Raw genomic sequence first — 18,526 nt, forward strand, 5'->3', positions numbered from 1 at the left:
CGCGGGCAACCGCCAAAGGAACGGAAATGGCAGAAGAAATCGTTGATCTTTTCCCAGGTGCACCGCGCCAGATGGGCTTTGATCTCGGCGATGCGCCAAAGCCTCGCTCCTATGAGCCGGATCGCGAAGAGGTGCGCCGCGAACTGCACGACGTGCTGGCCACTGCCAAGGGCGCGACCGACCGCTGCCCGTGGGATCGCCGGACCTTCCAGTATCACAAGACCGTCTTTCCGCAGATGGCGAACTGGCTTCCCGAGGATGAGCGCGATCAGCTCCGCTTCGAATTCGCCGAAGAGGTCGAGCGGCTGGAAAAACTGTTGGCCGCCTGATCCCTCCGCGCCCTCCGCGTCTCCGCGCGAAAAACCCCTTTCCTACATTATCTCGCCATGCCAGCATCTTGCCGCTGGCTCTTTAACTCGTTGAAATCTGCTGCCCGATCGCCTCGCGCCGAACGTCGCGGGTGCGCGCGACCTTTGCGATGTTTCGTCCGTGCGCGGGGTGGGTCACCTTCGCGACCTTTGGCGCCGTCGCGAACGGCCGGGACGGGATGCGCCATTGGGCTGAACTTTCCTGAACTTTGGATCGCTAAAGCCACAAAGGACACAATCCCGACGTGCGCACGCGGGGCTTTTGTGGCTTTAAGACCTTGCTGACAGCGCCGCAAACCCCTGCTAGGGCGCCGCGCATGACCACGCCCTTGTCCCACATCCGCAATTTTTCGATCATCGCGCACATCGACCATGGCAAGTCGACGCTCGCCGACCGGCTGATCCAGTTCACCGGCGGCCTGACCGCGCGCGAGATGTCGGCGCAAGTCCTTGATAATATGGATATCGAGAAAGAGCGCGGGATCACGATCAAGGCGCAGACGGTGCGCCTGAAATATACCGCGAAGGACGGCGAGACCTACGAGCTCAACCTCATGGACACGCCCGGCCACGTCGACTTCGCCTATGAAGTGTCGCGCAGCCTTGCGGCGTGCGAGGGCGCGTTGCTCGTCGTCGACGCGGCGCAGGGGGTCGAGGCGCAGACGCTCGCCAACGTCTATCAGTCGATCGAGCACGATCATGAAATCGTGCCGGTGATCAACAAGATCGACCTGCCCGCCGCCGATGTCGACAAGGTGAAGGCCGAGATCGAGGACATCATCGGGCTGCCCGCCGACGACGCGGTGCTCGCCTCGGCGAAGTCGGGGATCGGGATCGAGGAATGCCTCGAGGCGATCGTCACCAAGATCCCGCCGCCAAAGGGCGACGCCGCGGCGCCCTTGCTCGCGATGCTCGTCGACAGCTGGTACGACCCCTATCTCGGCGTCGTGATTTTGGTCCGCGTGGTGGATGGCGTGCTGAAAAAAGGCCAGCAGATCAAGTTCATGCAGGCGGGCACCACCCATCTGATCGACCGCGTCGGCTGTTTCACGCCGAAGCGCGAGGAGCTGACCGAGATCGGCCCGGGCGAGATCGGCTTCATCACCGCGCAGATCAAGGACGTCGCGCAGGCGCGCGTCGGCGATACGGTGACCGACGCCAAGAAACCCGCCGCGGCGCCGCTGCCGGGGTTCAAGGAAGTCCAGCCGGTCGTCTTCTGCGGCCTGTTTCCGACCGACGCGAACGACTTCGAGAAGCTGCGCGAGAGCATCCAGAAGCTGCGGCTGAACGATGCGAGCTTCTCGTTCGAGATGGAAAGCTCGGCGGCGCTCGGCTTCGGCTTCCGCTGCGGCTTCCTTGGCCTCTTGCACCTCGAGATCATCCAGGAGCGCCTCTCCCGCGAATATGACCTCGACCTCATCACCACCGCGCCGTCGGTGGTCTATAAGCTGAAGCTCAGCCACACCAAGAATGAGGCGGCGAAGGAGATCGAGCTCCACAACCCCGCCGACATGCCCGACCCCAACCGCATCGACGAGATCGAGGAGCCGTGGATCGAGGCGGTGATCTACGTCCCCGACGATTATCTGGGTCCGATCCTGAAACTGTGCCAGGACCGCCGCGGCATCCAGAAGAACCTGACCTATGTCGGCGGCCGCGCGCAGATCACTTACGAACTGCCATTGAACGAAGTGGTGTTCGACTTCTACGACCGGCTGAAGAGCATTTCGCGCGGCTATGCGTCGTTCGACTATCACCAGATCGGCCACCGCCCCGGCGACCTCGTCAAGATGAGCATCCTCGTCAACAACGAGCCCGTCGATGCGCTGTCGATGATCGTCCACCGCGGTTCGGCGGAAAGCCGCGGCCGCGGCATGTGCGAGCGGCTCAAAGACCTGATCCCGCGCCACATGTTCAAGATCCCGATCCAGGCGGCGATCGGCGGCAAGGTGATCGCCCGCGAAACCATCGCCGCGCTGCGCAAGGACGTCACCGCCAAATGCTATGGCGGCGACGCGACCCGCAAGAAGAAGCTCCTCGAAAAACAGAAAGAGGGCAAAAAGCGGATGCGCGAATATGGCAATGTGAACATCCCGCAGGAGGCGTTCATCGCCGCGCTGCGGATGGGCGACGACGCCTGATCGGGGCGGCGAAAGCGGGTGTCGCGGCGCTGGCGCTGCTGCTCGCCGCCTGCGTTCCCGCATCGGTCGGGCAAGCGAGTGAGGATGCGGCGTTGAACGACAAGCCGATCATGGCCTGGCCCGACCTTTTGACCCGCGCGAAGCCCGCGCCCGACGCGACGATCCGCTATGGCGAGGATCCGCTCCAGATCGTCGATGTCTGGGTGCCGAAGGGGCAGGGGCCGCACCCCGCGGTGCTCATGATCCACGGCGGCTGCTGGCAGACGTCGGTCGCCGAGCGCGACATCATGAACTGGATCGCGGACGACTTGCGGTCGCACGGTGTTGGCGTGTGGAACATCGAATATCGCGGCGTCGACCGCGGCGGCGGGATGCCGGGAACCTATGACGACGTCGCTCGCGCCGCCGATCTGTTCGTCGCCGATGGCGCAAAGCACGGGTTCGACACCGGCGGCACCCGCATTGCGATCGGGCATAGCGCGGGCGGCCATCTGGCGCTGTGGCTGGCGCGGCGTCCGGCGCTGGCGGCGGGCGATGCGCTGCGCGGCGCCGACCCGATCCGCATCGATCTGGCGATCAGCCAGGGCGGCTTGCCCGACCTGCGCGCCGGGGCGGCCAGCATCGGCCATGCCTGCGGCGCCGACGCCCCCGCCGCGATGGCGCGCGGCGACTATGCCCGCACCTCGCCCCCCGAAATGCCGGTCGGCAAGGCGCGCGAGATGCAGTTCAACAATGACCGCGACCATGTGACCCCGCCCGCGACCGGTGCCGCCTACAGCGCCGCGATGGCAAAGCGCGGCGTGACCGTGCCAATGGAGGTAACGCCGGGCGAGGGGCATGTCGAACTGATCGCGCCCGACAGCGCCAGCTGGGCCAAACAGCGCGCCGCGATCCTGACGGCGCTGGGGCGACCAGCCGCCGCGCCTACATCTCGATAACGATCCGTACCTTCGACGGATTGGTGCCGGCGACGCGGGCAATCTCGGCCCGGGTCCGCGCGACCAGGTCGGCGAGATTCTGTCGTCCCGCTATGCCGTCATCGCTCAGCAGATCGGCGGTCGACACGCCGAACAATTGCGACAGCGACTGCAAACGCGCCGCCTTTGGCCGCGATCGATCCTGCTCCCAATGGCAGATCGCGGTGATGCTTATTCCCAATCGATCGGCGACCTCGGTCTTGCTCAGTCCCTGCATCCGTCGCAGCCGCGCCAGTCGGGCGCCAAGCGTTTCGATCGCAGGAGCGCCTTCGATCAGGCTGTCGATCGGTGAATGGATCAAAAAACGGTCCCTTGTCGGCTTGCTTTGACGGTCCCCATCATAGAAGTTCACACGCCCAACCGCTTTCAACATCTCACTGATCGGGTGCTGCCCCATCGCACTGGATTTGCCAGCGGTGCGCGCCGCCTCTATCAGTAATGGATCGGGAGGCAGCGATGACCGTCACGGATGGACAGGCGCCACGACGCGCAAAGGCGATCGCGGACATCGCGGTGCACAGCGCGCTGAACGATGGCACGGTCATTTGCCTGCGAACCATCACGCCCGACGATGAACAGCTACTGCGCGACGGGATCGCCCAATTGTCCGCTGAATCGCGCTATCTGCGCTTTTTTTCGCCGGTGGCGGTCCTGCCCGATGCGGTGATCGAACGGCTGGTCGACGTCGATGGCCACGACCATATCGCGTGGGGCGCGATCTGCACCGAATGCGAAGGGCAACCGGCGATCGGCGCGGTTCATGCGGTGCGCTATGGCGACGGTGGCCGCGCGGGCGAGTTTTCGGTGGCGGTGGTCGATGCATTCCAGGGGCAGGGGTTGGCGCGGATGATGACCGCGGCGCTGCTCGTCCATTGTCTGGCGGAAGGGCTGTCGGTGCTCGACGTGCATATGCTGTCGGAAAACGCCGCGGCGAAGCGACTGGTAAAGTCGCTGGGCGCCGAATGGACCGGCGAGTCGGCCGGTGTCGCCGAATATCGGCTCGATGTCGCAGCGGGCCTTGCCGCGCTGCGCGCCGATACCGACGCGCCGGGGGTGCAGGACGTCCTGCAGGCGCTGGAAGGCAATTCGGGGGCTTCGAACTAGTCCCTCCCACCGCCGGGGGTCGCTACCGGCGGTGGGAAGGTAGGCCGTGGCGCAAAACAAGATGCGTTCCGGCCACACCGCTCTCATAGCCGCGATCGGATTACAAAGTGGTGACCCGCGTCACATGACGCCAAAAGCGCGAAAATTACCGTCGCACACGACAAAGGGCGCCGGAATCGATCCGGCGCCCTTCGCGCTGCCCTTTAGGGAAGGCAGGCCTTACTTCTTGGCCGGGTCCGCGCCGACTTCCGACGGGGCGATCTCGCCATTGTCGTCCATGGCGTTGGCCTTTTCTTCGCCAGCGGCTTCGACGGCATCGGCCTTGTCTTCCATGGCTTCCTTGGCCGGACCTTCGGGCATGGCGTCGGCCTGATCGTCGATCACGTCGGCCTGCGCTTCGGCCTGATCTTCGACCTTGTCGGCAGCGGGGCTCTGGCAGGCGCCGAGGGCGAGGGCCGAGGTGACGGCGAGGGCAATGAACATCTTACGCATAATCGAGTGACTCCCAAAGTTGACTCCGGGGCTTAACGCGGGGTGAACAATAGGGTTGCAACGAAAACGTCAAATTGCAGAAATGCTGTGGATTTGTCGCGCCTCGCAGACTGGTCACGGTCGAAGCGGACAAAAAAAGAGGGCGCCAAAGCGCCCTCTTTCGCCTGATTTTTGCGCGACCGCGGTCAGAAGCGCTGCTGACGCTCGTACAGATCGCGGTAATGCTGGATGCGCGTGACGCGCAGCCCTGGCATGCCGCTGCGATCGATCGAGCGTTGCCAGCCGGCAAACTCCTCGAGCGTCAGGCTGTAGCGCTCGCACGCTTCGTCGACGCTGAGCAGACCGCCATTGACCGCGGCGACCACCTCGGCCTTGCGACGCACGACCCAGCGCGTCGTCGACGGCGGCGGCAGCGAGTCGATGGTCAGCGGTTCGCCGAGGGGGCCGATGACCTGAGCCGGCCGGATTTTCTGATTCTCGATCATATTCATTCCATGGTTTCGACGTCGGGGGGGAATGTGTCCGACGCATTTGTCTCTAAAACAGAGGGACTCAACATCGGCTGAAATCCTCTGGTAAACAGGCCGTTCATAGTTTCGGACAGAGCGTTCGCTCCGTCCGACAGGTCGAAGAAACGAACGACACGCAGCGCTTTTCGTTCCGGCGCGCGGCGCGATCCGCCGAGCGTGTGGCGCAGCGCGTTAAGTGTTTCCGCATGCGCCCGGCGACTCGCATCCGCCTGCAACAACCGCACGGTCGGCTGCGCTGCCTGCCGCGCGCTCGACACGGCCAGGATGATGTCAAAGCCGGGCTTCGACAGTCTGGCCGCACCGGCAAGGCGCGGGAATTCGGACGGTGCGACATTCATGATGCTGGTCTAGCGCGGACCGCCTAAGGTCACGTAAATGCCCATTTCATGCCTTGTTAGCGAAGCTTAACCCCCGTCAATATCTTGACAGCTGCGGCGGAAAAGCTGGATTTTTTGGGTTGGCGTCCCTAGATGGCGCGCATCATGGCAACGATGATTTCTCCCGTCGGACTGGCTCAGGCCGACTTTCAACTGGCAGCGCCGTTGAAGGATCGCCGAATCGTGGTTGCGATGTCGGGCGGAGTCGATTCGAGCGTCGTCGCCGCGCTGGCGGCGCGGTCGGGGGCCGAGGTCATCGGCGTCACGCTGCAATTATATGACCATGGCGCGAAGGCGAAACGCGTCGGTGCCTGCTGCGCGGGGCAGGATATTCGCGACGCGCGGGCGGTTGCCGATCGCCTGGGCTTTGCGCATCACGTCTATGACCATGAAAGCCGCTTTCGCGACACGGTGATCGATCAGTTCGCCGACGAATATCTGGCCGGTCGGACGCCGATTCCGTGCGTGCGCTGCAACATGGGGGTCAAGTTCACCGACCTGTTCGCGCTGGCAAGGGAGCTCGGCGCCGATTGTCTGGCGACCGGCCATTATGTCCGCCGCATGATCGGGCCGAACGGCGCCGAACTACACCGCGCGGTCGATCCGGCGCGCGACCAGAGCTATTTTCTGTTCGCGACGACGCAGGCGCAGCTCGACTTCCTGCGCTTCCCCTTGGGCGGGCTGGAAAAGAGCGTCGTGCGCGAGATCGCGCGCGATCTGGGGCTGGGGGTCGCGGGGAAACCCGATAGTCAGGACATCTGTTTCGTTCCCGACGGCGATTACGCAACGCTGGTCCGCAAGCTGCGTCCTGAAGCCGATGACCAGGGCGAGATCGTGCATGTCGACGGCACCGTATTGGGCGCGCACAAGGGGCTTATCCACTATACCGTCGGCCAGCGGCGCGGGATCGACATCGGCGGACAGGCGGAGCCGCTCTATGTCGTGCGGCTGGATGCAGCGGCAAAGCAGGTGATTGTCGGTCCGCGCCGCGCGCTCGCGGTCGCAGCGGCGCGGCTGGGCGAAGCAAACTGGCTGGGCGATGTCGATGGCCGCACGGTATTGGCCAAGGTGCGCAGCATGGCGCAGCCGGTACCGGCGCGGATGGTCGGCGACCGGCTGATCTTTGCTGCGCCCGAATTTGGGGTCGCGCCGGGACAGGCCGCGGTGCTTTACGACGCTGCCGACGCAAGCCGCGTGCTGGGTGGTGGCTGGATCGAAGAGACTTTTGCCGCCGACGCAACCTAAGCCCGCGCAACCATTGACATTCCCGCCTGTTGGTCCAGCTTGGACGACAGGAATGGGGAGACGATCATGACCAACTGGATCTGGCGCGGCGCGGTGCTGCTGTGGGCCGCCTTTTTTGCCATCGTAGGTTTGCGCGGCGTCATCGACCCGGCGAGCTATTCGGAGACCTTCAACTTCTCTATCACCGGGGTGGCGATCAACACGCTGCGCGCCGACCTGTCGGCCTTTTTCATCGTGGCGTCGGGTGCGGCGGTGCTGGGCGCCCTGGTGCCGGGGTGGGTACGCGCCTTGCTGGTGCCGGCGGCGCTATTTGGCACCGCGCTCGCCGGTCGTCTGATTGGCGCGGCCATGGGCGATCCGACCAATTGGGGCATTATTCAGGGCATGATCGTCGAGGCTTTGACGGTCGTGCTGATGCTGGCGAGCTGGTGGGCCTTGTCGCGGCCCGCCGAAGCGCCGGTCGCGACGGCCGATGGCGGCGGCCTGGACGAGGCATCGCGCTGATCGGTGACCGCGAATCCGGGTCGGTTGTTGTGTTTTCGGCCATTCTATGAGCTAATGCCCACCGGGTTGCTTCTTTTCCCTTTCACGGTGGACGAAGCGTATGGCAGTCGATGATGAGAAGCGAGCACCGTCGGACAGGCGATCGGCGGACAGGCGCGTTGCCGAGGATCCAGGCTACAAGGGGCCAGAGCGGCGCAAGGCCGACCGGCGCTCCGGCAAGGATCGCCGATCGTTCGATTGACCGCGCGGCACGGGAGAGTTTCTTTGGCTGAACCGAATGTGCCGCGGCTGAACGTCGATATCGTGTCCGATGTCATGTGCCCCTGGTGCATCATCGGTTGGCTGAAGTTCCAGCATGTGATGGCGCATTTCGCCGGGCGACTCGATTTTCGCGTCCAATGGCATCCGTTCGAACTCAACCCCGATATGCCGCCCGAGGGCGAGGATGCCGCCGCGCACGTCATGCGCAAATATGGCATTACCGCCGAACAGAGCCGCGCCAACAGCGGCAAGCTGGCGGGCGTCGCGGCCGACCTTGGTTTTCAGTTCAACCGGGGACCGGGCTTCCGGATGCGCAACAGTTTCGACGCCCACCGTCTGCTGACTTGGGCCGGGGCGCTGGAAGAACCTGAGCAAGCGGCGGCGACCGGGGTGCAGACCGCGCTGAAGCTGGCGCTGTTCGCGGCCCATTTCACCGACAATCGCGATGTCAGCGACCATGCGGTGCTTGCCGACGTCGCCGCCTCGGTCGGGCTCGATCGCGCCCGTGCCGCGGCGATCCTCGCTTCGGGCGAGTTCGGCGAGATGGTCCGCGCCGAAGAGGCCTATTGGGCCGACCAGAATATCACCGGCGTTCCCGCCTTCATCCTGGGTGGTCGCATGATGATTCCCGGCGCGCAGGATCCGGAGGTGTTCATCCGGGTAATCGAGAACAAGATCCTCGCCGCGGCGGCCTGACCGCGTCGCCGAAGTGTGCCGAACGATTAGCGCTTTGAACGCAGGATGTCGGCGAGCGCGATCGGGCCGATCGTCAGCGCAAAGCTGATCATCATGAAGGCAAAGACGAGGACGGGCGTCTGCATAAGCGGGTGGGTCATTGATCGGCTCCCTTGAAATGGCGATGTCCCGCCATCACCGCATTGCCGGTCAGCGTCGTTGATCTGCGTCAAATCGCCTTTGCGCCAGCGCGCCGCCCCAGCTGCTAATCGTCGGTGTTGTCCGGCGCGGGCGGCAATTCCCCGCGCAGCGGCGGGTTCGGGCCGACGAGCTGGCGGGCGATGTCGGCGGCGATCAGCTGGGCCACCGGATCATCGCGCCGGGCGTCATATTCGTCGCGGCGCGCGGTCAGATAGGCGGTGCGGTCGCTGGCGGGCAGCGCGGCGGCTTCGGCATAGAGGCGCACCACCTGTAGCCAGGGGGCGTCATCGGTCAGCACATCCTCGGCCCAGCGGCTGAACGGCCCGCCCGCGGGCGTCCAGCCGCGTTCTGATTGGCGGAGAAAGAACAGCACCCGCGAACCCCTGGGGACCATATACCGGATACAGCCGCCGGTCTGTGACAGCGGGTGGGCATGTTCCAGATCGTACGGATGGCTGAGGATCGCCAGCGGAGCCGGGGCCAGCGCGATCGGCAGGCTCGTCGGTGCGGCGGCGCGGTCGCCCTTGATCGCCGCCACCGGCGTGATGTCGATCCGCATCGTTTCGGGATCGTCGATGGCATCGATCGCGGTACCGCCATCGACGGTCGCGAGCAGGATCATGTCGGCGCCTTCGACCAGTTCCATGTTCGTCGGGATCCGGTAACCACCGGCGACCGAGCAGGCCGCAGCGGGAAGCGGCGCGGCGACTAGCGCGGCGGCAGCGAGCGAGAGCAGGATACGCATCGACCGAGCGTAGAACATGGCGGCGCGCGCAGGAAGCCCGGCGTTGCTTTCGGGCGGCTCGTCGGCGCCGCCGGATCGATGGCGGCTGCCGGACGTTCGGGTACCAGACTTTGCGGGTGGTCCCGCAAGGCGGCAAGGAGAATGACGATGGCTGAGCATGACCATAGCGCAATCAAGGAACATATGAATGTCATCGGCGCCGATGGCGTCCATGTCGGCACCGTCGACCATCTCGACGGCGAACGGATCAAGCTGACCAAAGGCGACAGCGGCGACGGCAGGCATCATTTCCTGCCCGCCGGACTGGTCGCGGCGGTGGAGGGAGACACGGTGCGCCTGTCGGCAACCGGCGCCACTGCGGTCGACCTGTTCGAAGAGGCCGAATAACTGGCGCACCGGGCTTACGTATCAGGCGCCATGGCTCGCCCCGGCATTCGGGGCGGGCCAATTTTTGCGCCGCCGCGCCCGTTGCCGCCGGGGCGGGATTTTGCGCAAGGTCAAAGACTCGCGCCCGATTTTACGGTACTGGAGTCGCACAGTCGGCGCGGCCGTGAACGGCCCGCCGGCGGGGTCGTTCGGGCTGCGCGACAGGCCACAAACGCCGCGCCATCCCCCATGTGGCAATGCAACAGGGGAAATAGCATGAAGCATTTTTCGACGAAGAGCATCGCGGCGCTGGCCGCGGCGTCGATGCTGGTAACGCCGGTGCTGGCGAAGCAGGCGCCGGGGTTGCAGGATCTGGTCGGTGCGCGCGGGTCGAGCGGCGAAACGCAGCTGGAAATGCGCGGCTATACGCATATCGAAACGCACAACGACGGCGACCGCAAGCACAGCTATTGGTGGAACCGCGACAGCAAGCAATGCGCGCATGTCGTGACGTGGGACGGCAAATATCAGTCGGTCGAAACGGCATCGCGGTCCGACTGCAATCAGGGCGGTGGCGGCGGCGACAATGCCGGGGCCGCGGTTGCTGCGGTCGCGGGCATCGCGCTGATCGCGGCGCTGGCGAGCAAGAAACACCATAAGGACAAGGAGTATGACGCGCAGGGAACGGGCGAGTTCGACCGCGGATACCGCGACGGCCTGTATAACGCGCCCTACCATAATTACGGTCGGTCCGACGCCTATTCGAGCGGCTATCAGGCCGGGGTGAACGAGCGGAGTTCGAACCTGGGCCATCATTATGGCGGCGGCGGTTATGCCGAGGTCGGGCAATATATGGACCTGAACGGCGCGCGCGCGTCGAGCGCTGACGATGCAATGCGCAGCCGCGGCTTTACCAATGTCGACAGCTTCAAATCGGGCAACACCGCGTACAGCGTGTGGAACCGCCGCGCGAGCCGCCAGTGCGTCCAGATGACGGTCGCCGACGGCCGCGTTTACGACATCCGCGACATCGGCACCCACCCGCGCTGCCGATAGGCGGCGGTGCGATCGCGACGGACGGCTGGCGCCCGGCGGCAAGGCTGCTATGGGCGGGGCGATGAAGCCTGTGGGATCGCGAAGGGTGGTGCTCGCCCGGTTGAAGGCCAAGCCGTTGCTGGCGGGGCAATTGCTGTGCGCGCTGGCCGCCGCGGTGCTGGCGCTGCGGCAAGCGTTGCCGGTGTGGGACGATGGCGCGGCCGCGGTGGTGCGCGCGGTGCTGTTCGGCAATCTGCTGGTCAGCGCCGGGATAGCCGCGGCGCTGGTCGGAGTCGCCGCCTTTCACCGCGCGTGGCGCTGGCGCGATGCCTATATCTGGCACGATGGCGCGATGCTGTATCGCGGCGGCGGCGAGCGCTGGCCGCTGGCGCTGATCCAGGACGTGGTTGTCGCGCGAAGCGAGCTGGGCATCGCGTCGCTGCGGCTGGTGGTCGACGATGACAGCGAGGTGACGCGCGAGCTGGTGAAGCTGTACCTGCTCGAGGATGCGCCCGAGGCGGTGCGCGGCGGGGTGATGTTCGCGGTCGCCGGGGTGCGCGGATTTCCGGGCGGGTCGGCGCTGAATTAGGCGGGGTGCGCCCCAAAGTTCAGCAAAGTTCAGCCCAACGACGCGGCGCGTTGGTCAAAGTTCAGGAAAGTTCAGCCTCATCCCACGCCGCCACCACGGGCGGGGTCGCGGGCGGCACGAGCGCCTCGTCCGCGTCGTCGCGGTACCAGCGCGGCAGCTCGCCATCGCAGAGATCGGCAACCTCGAGCGCCACCGCGAGATCGTCGGGCGCCATCAGCGCCGCGGGCGCGGCCGGCGGTTCGGGGTGGAGGTGGACCAGCGCCTCGGCAACCGGGGTCGCGGCGGGGGCATGCGCAGCGGCGCCCTCACGGAAGCGGTCGGGGCCATAGGCGCGGAGCAGGAACATCAGCAGCCGGTCGCTCTGGCGCAGGCGGCGGCCGACGCGGTTGCCCTCGCGGTCGAACACCGGCTCTTCGCTGCCGACGATCGCGCGTTCGAACGCGGCGTCGAGCAATTTCTTGGACGCCGCATCGATCGCCGCCGACCAGGCGCGATCGAACGCTTCGGCGCCCGGCGAGCGGCGCAGGCGATAGGCGGAGGATTCGGACATGCCGACGCGCTGCGCCGCAGTGGCAACCGAGCCGCTGTCGGCCAGCGCCTCGACAAAGGCGCGCTGCTTGTCGGGCGACCAGCCGTCATGGCGGCGCTTTTTCAGCACCGGCACCCAGTCATAAGCGGCAGGGTCGTGGCCGTGCGCGTCGCGCGCGGGGGTGGATCCGGGGACGGCGGCAGGGGCCGCGTCGGGCGAAAGGATGGGGGCGATGTGGCTCATCTGCCAGTTTGGAGCATATGGGAATAATGTAGGAAAGAGGTTTTTGGGGTGGGGTGTGCGAAATAGGATTTGGTGGGGTGTGGGTGCACGCGGGCGTCCGCGTTTTGGGTTCGCACGAAGCCACGAAGCCACAAAGATTCACCCCGCTTTCGTCACCCCGGACTAGATCCGGGGTCCATTCCAGCGCCGCCGCATGGATCCCGGATCAAGTCCGGGATGACGATGGAAGGGGGGGCAACCCCAATTCCTCGGCTAAGTCGCGCCATTCGGGGTTTGTCACCTCGATTAGCTCGATCTTCCACCGGCGCTGCCAATTCTTGATCTGCTTCTCACGCGCGATCGCGACGTGCATCGTCCCGGCAAGTTCGAACCAGACGAGCGTTTTGACGCCATAAAGTTTGGTGAAGCCGTCGAAGCTGCCATCGCGGTGCTGGCAGATCCGCTGGATCAGGTGCGAGGTGACGCCGGTATAGAGCGTGCCGTGCCGCGCGCTGGCGGTGATATAGACGCAGGGTTGGAAGTCGGCATGCATGGGGTGGAGGCTAGGGCGGCGATGGACCCCGGATCAAGTCCGGGGTGACGAAGATGGGATCGGAACGGATGCTTCTCTTCACATCGTCATGCCGGACTTGATCCGGCATCCATCCGGCGCAGGGCAATTGGGGGTTAAGTAAACTGTCACCGTAATTCGTCACCGTAATTCCGATGTTCGCGGTGGCGCGCGTGGGTAGCCGGATGGAGCCGGTTCCGGCGTGTTGAGGATTGTCCAATCCCCGCCATGTCGGATTTGGCTTGAGGCTCAAGTGACATGACGAGGTGACAAAAGTGTGTTTTCAGATGTTCGCGATTTGATCGAGATAGGCTATTTTTTCCGGCTCATTCTAGCAATCTCGGTGGTAATCTTATCAATCAGCTCTTGTTTTGAGCCAAACAGTAGCACTCTTTGCTGATTTAGATCGAACTCGATCGGAGTTGCTAGCCCGCCCACTATTATGACCTGCTTTTCTAGCATTTGAGCTATCGCTAGCTCGTAAAAGACATTAGCATTGCGGCCCGATATATTGGCGATAACAAAATCTGCTCCAATTATGGATTCAATAATATATTTCAACAAGTTAGACGATACATATTGCTCGTCGCCTCTTATGCATCTCAGATCAAGTAGCTGGCATGCTTCTTTTATTGTGTTATAGTCGTCCCCATAGTCACTGGAGAATGGCGTAATAACAAATACATCATGCCGAGATTCGGATATAATCCGATCTATTTCTTCTCTATTTATGCCTAGATCTGACAGAAAACGTGACCTGTATACGACATCTTTTGTAGAGTCGTACCTCATATCTGAGGAAACGGGCGGCTGGTTTGCTACAGATTGAACGACGAGTTCGTTTATGCGCTCAAATCCTCCAGGGTTTCTGTAGGCTTCTTCAAGAAGATTTTTTATCTGCCTGTCAATATATTCACGATCAGGGGCAAGGGAGCGTCGCGCTATCTCGTTGTGTTCAAATTGAATCTTCTGATTTATTGCATCTCGCCTAACGAAATATAGAATTGCGAACGAGATAACGGCAACCAGCAATGAGAGTATTGCAGCAGCAAAAATGAATATGTATTCGCTATTTGTCATTGCAATGACCTGCTCATTATTATCAGGCACCCAGCCATTATTGATAGCATTAAAAACCAACTTGCTCCAATTGATGCTGAGATTTTTACGAAGGAACTTGTACTTTCCCAATTCAATCTATTAGATATAACTATCTGTTGAAAATATATCTGAATAAAACAAAAAATAATTGTAAGGAGGCAAATTGCAATGGAGGCGCCGAGATTGTTGGCATCCAAGAATGTTAAACCGAGGCAGCAGGTGAACAGACCTGACGTTGCATCAATAGGTATCTCCGCTGCGGATGTTGCCCATCCAATTGAAGATTTATCATGGGCCAGCAATGCTTTGAATAAAGCGATGATGATAACGGCCAAAAAGCCGACAGGTATGATCCAATATCCAATCGACATACAACCGACTTCTCGTCCCCCTAGTAGGCCGCGATCATTGTCGTAGAAGCTAGTTTGAAAGCTAGTCTCGTCCCTGTATAGTATAATCTACTACTGCAAGGTCAAACCGAAAACCCGCCCGCATTGCGCCGGTTCGAGCTCGCGGCCAGCACTTTCTTGCCCTGCGGGGTCAGCGCCCATTTGGCGCCCTGTTTCACCACCAGCCCCAGCGTGACGAGTTCGTCGCGCACGGAATCGGTGGGGAGCTGGGGGCGGCGGTTTGACAGGCCTTCCAGCGTCGCGCGCTGCGGCTGGCTGAGGATGAGGAGTTTTTCTTTTTTCTTTTCGGTCATTTTGGTCTCTGACTATTGCGTTGCGCGGGGGTGCGGCGTTGCTCGCCCTCCCCGCTGCAACTAGCGGCCCTTCGACAAGCTCAGGACCGCAAGTTTCGCTGCCCCTCCCGCAAGCGGGAGGGGTTTATATCATTCGGCGGCGATCCCCGCCTTCGCGAACATATCCTCGCCGTCGGTTTCGGCGGCGGGGGCCGCGGCGCCGTCGTCGTTCGCCTTGGCTTTCTTGCGGTTGTCGAAGCTCGACCAGACGGTGTTCCAGTCGCCGCGCGTCGCGCCCTTGCTGTATTCGGTCGCGCGGGTTTCGAAGAAGTTCGCGTGCTCGACGCCGTTCAGGAGCGGGGCGAGCCAGGGGAGGGGGTGTTCGTCGATCATGTAGATCGGCTGGAACCCCAGCTGGCCGAGGCGCCAGTCGGCGATGTAGCGGATGTAGCGCTTGATTTCCTTGGGCGTCATGCCGGGGACGGGGCCTTGTTCGAAGGCGAGGTCGATGAACGCATCCTCGAGCCGCACCGTTTTCTGGCAGGTGTCGATGATGTCTTCCTTCACCGCCTTGGTCAGACAGCCGCGTTCCTTCACGAAGGTGTGGAACAGCTTGATGATGCCTTCGCAGTGCAGGCTTTCGTCGCGGATCGACCAGCTGACGATCTGGCCCATGCCCTTCATCTTGTTGAAGCGCGGGAAGTTCATCAGCATCGCGAAGCTGGCGAACAGCTGAAGCCCCTCGGTAAAGCCGCCGAACATCGCGAGCGTGCGCGCGATGTCTTCGTCGCTTTCGACGCCGAAGGTGCCCATATAGTCGTGCTTGGCGCGCATCTCGTCATATTCGAGGAACATGCCGTACTCGCTTTCGGGCATGCCGATCGTGTCGAGCAGGTGGCTGTACGCCGCGATATGCACCGTCTCCATGTTGCTGAACGCGGTCAGCATCATCTTGATCTCGGTCGGCTTGAACACGCGGCCGTATTTTTCGTGGTAGCAATCCTGCACCTCGATATCGGCTTGGGTGAAGAAGCGGAAAATCTGGGTGAGCAGATTGCGTTCATGGTCGCTGATCTTCTGCGCCCAGTCGCGGCAATCCTCGCCCAGCGGCACTTCCTCGGGAACCCAGTGGATCTGCTGCTGGCGCTTCCAGAAATCGAACGCCCAGGGATATTCGAAGGGCTTGTAGGTCTTGCGGGCTTCTAGAAGGGGCATTGTTCAACTCCAGTCGCAAATTCGGTCCAGTTTCCCTCTCCCCTTGTGGGAGAGGGAGGGGCCCAAGGCGTCAGCCTTGGGAGGGTGAGGGGTGTCGGCCTCGTTCCCCCTCATCCGGCCCTGCGGGCCACCTTCTCCCACCAGAGGAGAAGGGAGGGTGGACGCGATCGAGGTCAATACGCCCTCCAGATTCGTCATCACATCGTTATTCCAGAAGCGGATCACCCTGTAACCCTCGCCTTCGATAAAGCGTGTCCGCGCTTCATCCCGGGCGACCGCTTCGCCATGCTGTCCTCCGTCGATTTCGATCACCAGCCGCGCGGCGTGCGATGCGAAATCGGCGAAATAGGGCCCGAGAGCTTGCTGGCGGCGGAACTTTGCGAGAGGGAAGGCCTCTCGCAAGGCGCGCCACATGCGCTTCTCGGCATCGGTGGCTTCGCGGCGGAGCGTGCGCGCTCTTTCGGTCGTCCACCGGGGGAGGTCGGCTTTGCGGCCTCGCCCCCTCACCCTCCCATCGCCGCTCACGCGGCGACGGGCCCCTCCCTCTCCCACAAGGGGAGAGGGGTTTCATTTACTGACAAGCCAGACACTCGTCATAATCGGTAGTTTGCAGCTCGAACTTCGGGGCTTCGGCGGTGTTGTCGGCCTCGACCCCGCCCGCGAAGCCGGCGCGCTGCACCGATTTCGAGCGGAGATAGTAGAGCGATTTGATGCCGAGTTCCCACGCGCGGTAGTGGAGCATGAGCAGGTCCCACTTCTCGACGTCCGCCGGGATGAACAGGTTCAGCGATGCGGCCTGGTCGATATAGGGTGTGCGGTCGGCGGCGAGTTCGAGCAGCCAGCGCTGGTCGATCTCGAAGCTCGTTTTGTACACATCCTTTTCGTCCTGCGTCAGGAAGTCGAGGTGCTGGACGCTGCCGCCGCGTTCGAGGATCGAGTTCCACACCGCGTCGCTGTTCTTCGCCTTGTCGACGAGCAGGGCTTCCAAATGCGGGTTGCGGATCGAGAAGCTGCCCGAGAGCGTCTTGTGCGTGTAGATGTTCGCGGGGATCGGCTCGATGCACGCGCTGGTGCCGCCGCAGATGATGCTGATCGACGCGGTCGGCGCGATCGCCATCTTGCAGCTGAAACGCTCCATCACTCCCTGATCGGCGGCGTCGGGGCAGGGGCCGCGCTCATTGGCGAGCAGCATCGAGGCGGCGTCGACCTGCGCGCGGATATGCTTGAAGACGCGGAGGTTCGAGGACTTCGCCATCGCGCCCTCGAACGGCAGGCCGCGCGCCTGCAGGAAGCTGTGGAAGCCCATGACACCGAGGCCGACCGAGCGTTCGCGCGACGCGCTATATTTGGCGCGCGCCATTTCGGGCGGGGCGCGGTCGATATAATCCTGAAGGACGTTATCGAGCATGCGCATGACATCCTCGATGAAGCGCTTGTCGCCGTTCCACTCGTCCCAGGTTTCGAGGTTGAGGCTCGACAGGCAGCAGACCGCGGTGCGATCGTTGCCGAGATGGTCGCGGCCGGTCGGCAGGGTGATTTCGGAGCAGAGGTTCGAGGTGGTGACCTTGAGCCCGAGGTCGCGATGATGCTTGGGCATCATGCGGTTCACCTGATCGATGAAGATGATGTAGGGTTCGCCGGTCGCGAGGCGCGTTTCGACGAGCTTCTGGAACAGCCCGCGCGCGTCGACGCTGCCGCGGACGCTGCCGTCCTTGGGCGATTTCAGGTTGAATTCATTGCCGTCGCGGACGGCCTCCATGAACTCGTCGGTGATCAGGACGCCGTGGTGGAGGTTCAAGGCCTTGCGGTTGAAGTCGCCCGAGGGTTTGCGGACTTCGAGAAACTCCTCGATCTCGGGGTGCGAGATGTCGAGGTAGCAGGCCGCCGAACCGCGGCGGAGCGAGCCTTGGCTGATCGCGAGGGTGAGCGAGTCCATCACGCGGACGAAGGGGATAATGCCGCTGGTCTTGCCGTTCAAACCGACGGGTTCGCCGATGCCGCGCACCGCGCCCCAATAGGTGCCGATGCCGCCGCCGCGGCTGGCGAGCCAGACATTCTCGTTCCAGGTGCCGACGATGCCCTCGAGGCTGTCGTCGACCGAGTTGAGGTAGCAGCTGATCGGCAGGCCGCGACCGGTGCCGCCGTTCGACAGCACGGGGGTGGCGGGCATGAACCACAGTTTCGAGATATAGTCGTAGAGCCGCTGCGCATGCTCCTGATCATCGGCATAGGCCGACGCGACGCGCGCGAACAGATCCTGATATGATTCGCCGGGGAGGAGGTAGCGGTCCTCGAGCGTTTCCTTGCCGAAGTCGGTGAGCAGCGCGTCGCGGCTCGCGTCGGTCACGATTTCGAATCGGCGCGCGTGGACCTTGGCCTCGCTGCTGTCGTTAAGCTTGGCGGCAGGCGCTGTTGCCGGGGTCGATTCGTTCGCTGGGGGCGCTTCGTTTTTCGTCAATTCCATCGTCGCCACGTCGCTCGTCTCCACCCGTTCTGTCTCGCGAAAATCCATCTTTTCCGTCCCCGATTGCCCATGCGCCGCGGCGCATATGTTCCTGTCTTGTTCGACTCGGGACGAAGCCCCAGCCTAGCATTT

The 18,526-nt window shown here is 63.1% G+C and carries 22 protein-coding genes; 10 read left to right on the forward strand and 12 right to left on the reverse strand.

What is annotated here, in order from left to right; genetic code table 11:
* Positions 1–26 precede the first annotated feature (26 nt).
* From G9408_RS13185 to G9408_RS13195, 3 genes are all read left to right on the forward strand, one after another.
* Positions 27–329: a hypothetical protein gene (locus G9408_RS13185; protein ID WP_168454443.1), complete on the forward strand. Its 303-nt coding sequence runs from the start codon at positions 27–29 to the stop codon at positions 327–329.
* Between the two features lie 356 nt (positions 330–685).
* Positions 686–2,509, forward strand: coding sequence for a translation elongation factor 4 (gene lepA / locus G9408_RS13190; RefSeq protein WP_168454444.1), 1,824 nt, complete (start codon positions 686–688; stop codon positions 2,507–2,509).
* Positions 2,510–2,601: 92 nt separating this feature from the next.
* The gene (locus G9408_RS13195) at positions 2,602–3,447 is read left to right on the forward strand and encodes an alpha/beta hydrolase family protein (RefSeq protein ID WP_235957792.1); all 846 of its coding nucleotides are present in this window, start codon (positions 2,602–2,604) and stop codon (positions 3,445–3,447) included.
* Here the strand turns inward: G9408_RS13195 and G9408_RS13200 are convergent.
* Positions 3,434–3,787 carry a helix-turn-helix domain-containing protein gene (locus G9408_RS13200; RefSeq protein WP_168454445.1) on the reverse strand — a complete coding sequence of 118 codons (354 nt, stop codon included), beginning with the start codon at positions 3,785–3,787 and terminating at the stop codon, positions 3,434–3,436. The genes G9408_RS13195 and G9408_RS13200 overlap by 14 nt on opposite strands.
* A 155-nt stretch (positions 3,788–3,942) precedes the next feature.
* Between G9408_RS13200 and G9408_RS13205 the strand changes: the two genes are divergently transcribed.
* The gene (locus G9408_RS13205; protein ID WP_235957794.1) at positions 3,943–4,590 is read left to right on the forward strand and encodes a GNAT family N-acetyltransferase; all 648 of its coding nucleotides are present in this window, start codon (positions 3,943–3,945) and stop codon (positions 4,588–4,590) included.
* A 219-nt stretch (positions 4,591–4,809) separates the two neighbouring features.
* Here the strand turns inward: G9408_RS13205 and G9408_RS13210 are convergent, their stop codons facing one another.
* The 3 genes from G9408_RS13210 to G9408_RS13220 all read right to left on the reverse strand — a co-directional run bounded on the left by G9408_RS13210 (position 4,810) and on the right by G9408_RS13220 (position 5,950).
* Entirely contained in the window at positions 4,810–5,082 is a 273-nt protein-coding gene (locus G9408_RS13210; protein ID WP_168454447.1) for a hypothetical protein, read from the reverse strand.
* Between the two features lie 185 nt (positions 5,083–5,267).
* Positions 5,268–5,567 carry a CtrA inhibitor SciP gene (gene sciP / locus G9408_RS13215; protein WP_120218304.1) on the reverse strand — a complete coding sequence of 100 codons (300 nt, stop codon included), beginning with the start codon at positions 5,565–5,567 and terminating at the stop codon, positions 5,268–5,270.
* 2 nt (positions 5,568–5,569) lie between these two features.
* Complete coding sequence (locus G9408_RS13220) at positions 5,570–5,950, reverse strand: hypothetical protein (RefSeq protein ID WP_168454448.1); 381 nt, start codon at positions 5,948–5,950, stop codon at positions 5,570–5,572.
* A gap of 144 nt (positions 5,951–6,094) precedes the next feature.
* Here G9408_RS13220 and mnmA point away from each other — a divergent pair, with 144 nt between their 5' ends.
* From mnmA to G9408_RS13235, 3 genes are all read left to right on the forward strand, one after another.
* A complete protein-coding gene (mnmA, locus tag G9408_RS13225) occupies positions 6,095–7,234 on the forward strand; it encodes a tRNA 2-thiouridine(34) synthase MnmA (protein WP_408021879.1) in 1,140 nt (379 codons plus the stop codon).
* 66 nt (positions 7,235–7,300) lie between these two features.
* Positions 7,301–7,738 carry a hypothetical protein gene (locus G9408_RS13230; RefSeq protein WP_168454449.1) on the forward strand — a complete coding sequence of 146 codons (438 nt, stop codon included), beginning with the start codon at positions 7,301–7,303 and terminating at the stop codon, positions 7,736–7,738.
* A 264-nt stretch (positions 7,739–8,002) separates the two neighbouring features.
* Positions 8,003–8,695: a DsbA family oxidoreductase gene (locus G9408_RS13235; protein ID WP_168454450.1), complete on the forward strand. Its 693-nt coding sequence runs from the start codon at positions 8,003–8,005 to the stop codon at positions 8,693–8,695.
* Between the two features lie 244 nt (positions 8,696–8,939).
* On the opposite strand, the gene G9408_RS13240 is transcribed toward G9408_RS13235, so the two are convergent.
* Complete coding sequence (locus G9408_RS13240) at positions 8,940–9,620, reverse strand: hypothetical protein (protein WP_168454451.1); 681 nt, start codon at positions 9,618–9,620, stop codon at positions 8,940–8,942.
* A 147-nt stretch (positions 9,621–9,767) separates the two neighbouring features.
* Between G9408_RS13240 and G9408_RS13245 the strand changes: the two genes are divergently transcribed.
* The 3 genes from G9408_RS13245 to G9408_RS13255 all read left to right on the forward strand — a co-directional run bounded on the left by G9408_RS13245 (position 9,768) and on the right by G9408_RS13255 (position 11,610).
* Complete coding sequence (locus tag G9408_RS13245) at positions 9,768–10,007, forward strand: DUF2171 domain-containing protein (RefSeq protein WP_168454452.1); 240 nt, start codon at positions 9,768–9,770, stop codon at positions 10,005–10,007.
* Between the two features lie 255 nt (positions 10,008–10,262).
* Positions 10,263–11,042: a hypothetical protein gene (locus G9408_RS13250; protein ID WP_168454453.1), complete on the forward strand. Its 780-nt coding sequence runs from the start codon at positions 10,263–10,265 to the stop codon at positions 11,040–11,042.
* Between the two features lie 61 nt (positions 11,043–11,103).
* Complete coding sequence (locus tag G9408_RS13255) at positions 11,104–11,610, forward strand: hypothetical protein (RefSeq protein ID WP_210423363.1); 507 nt, start codon at positions 11,104–11,106, stop codon at positions 11,608–11,610.
* A 61-nt stretch (positions 11,611–11,671) separates the two neighbouring features.
* Here G9408_RS13255 and G9408_RS13260 read toward each other — a convergent pair whose 3' ends face one another.
* From G9408_RS13260 to G9408_RS13290, 7 genes are all read right to left on the reverse strand, one after another.
* Positions 11,672–12,382, reverse strand: a complete 711-nt coding sequence (locus tag G9408_RS13260) for a hypothetical protein (RefSeq protein ID WP_168454454.1) — start codon at positions 12,380–12,382, stop codon at positions 11,672–11,674.
* Positions 12,383–12,587: 205 nt separating this feature from the next.
* Positions 12,588–12,914: a GIY-YIG nuclease family protein gene (locus tag G9408_RS13265; protein ID WP_168454455.1), complete on the reverse strand. Its 327-nt coding sequence runs from the start codon at positions 12,912–12,914 to the stop codon at positions 12,588–12,590.
* Between the two features lie 330 nt (positions 12,915–13,244).
* Positions 13,245–14,042: a hypothetical protein gene (locus G9408_RS13270; protein ID WP_168454456.1), complete on the reverse strand. Its 798-nt coding sequence runs from the start codon at positions 14,040–14,042 to the stop codon at positions 13,245–13,247.
* A 463-nt stretch (positions 14,043–14,505) separates the two neighbouring features.
* Positions 14,506–14,736, reverse strand: a complete 231-nt coding sequence (locus G9408_RS13275) for a hypothetical protein (RefSeq protein ID WP_168454457.1) — start codon at positions 14,734–14,736, stop codon at positions 14,506–14,508.
* A 129-nt stretch (positions 14,737–14,865) separates the two neighbouring features.
* Positions 14,866–15,930, reverse strand: a complete 1,065-nt coding sequence (locus G9408_RS13280; protein WP_168454458.1) for a ribonucleotide-diphosphate reductase subunit beta — start codon at positions 15,928–15,930, stop codon at positions 14,866–14,868.
* A 3-nt stretch (positions 15,931–15,933) separates the two neighbouring features.
* Positions 15,934–16,455: an endonuclease domain-containing protein gene (locus G9408_RS13285; RefSeq protein ID WP_408021880.1), complete on the reverse strand. Its 522-nt coding sequence runs from the start codon at positions 16,453–16,455 to the stop codon at positions 15,934–15,936.
* Positions 16,456–16,501: 46 nt separating this feature from the next.
* Complete coding sequence (locus tag G9408_RS13290) at positions 16,502–18,442, reverse strand: ribonucleoside-diphosphate reductase subunit alpha (RefSeq protein WP_210423364.1); 1,941 nt, start codon at positions 18,440–18,442, stop codon at positions 16,502–16,504.
* Positions 18,443–18,526 lie beyond the last annotated feature (84 nt).

The organism is Sphingopyxis microcysteis (assembly GCF_012274265.1).
Lineage (GTDB): Bacteria > Pseudomonadota > Alphaproteobacteria > Sphingomonadales > Sphingomonadaceae > Sphingopyxis > Sphingopyxis microcysteis.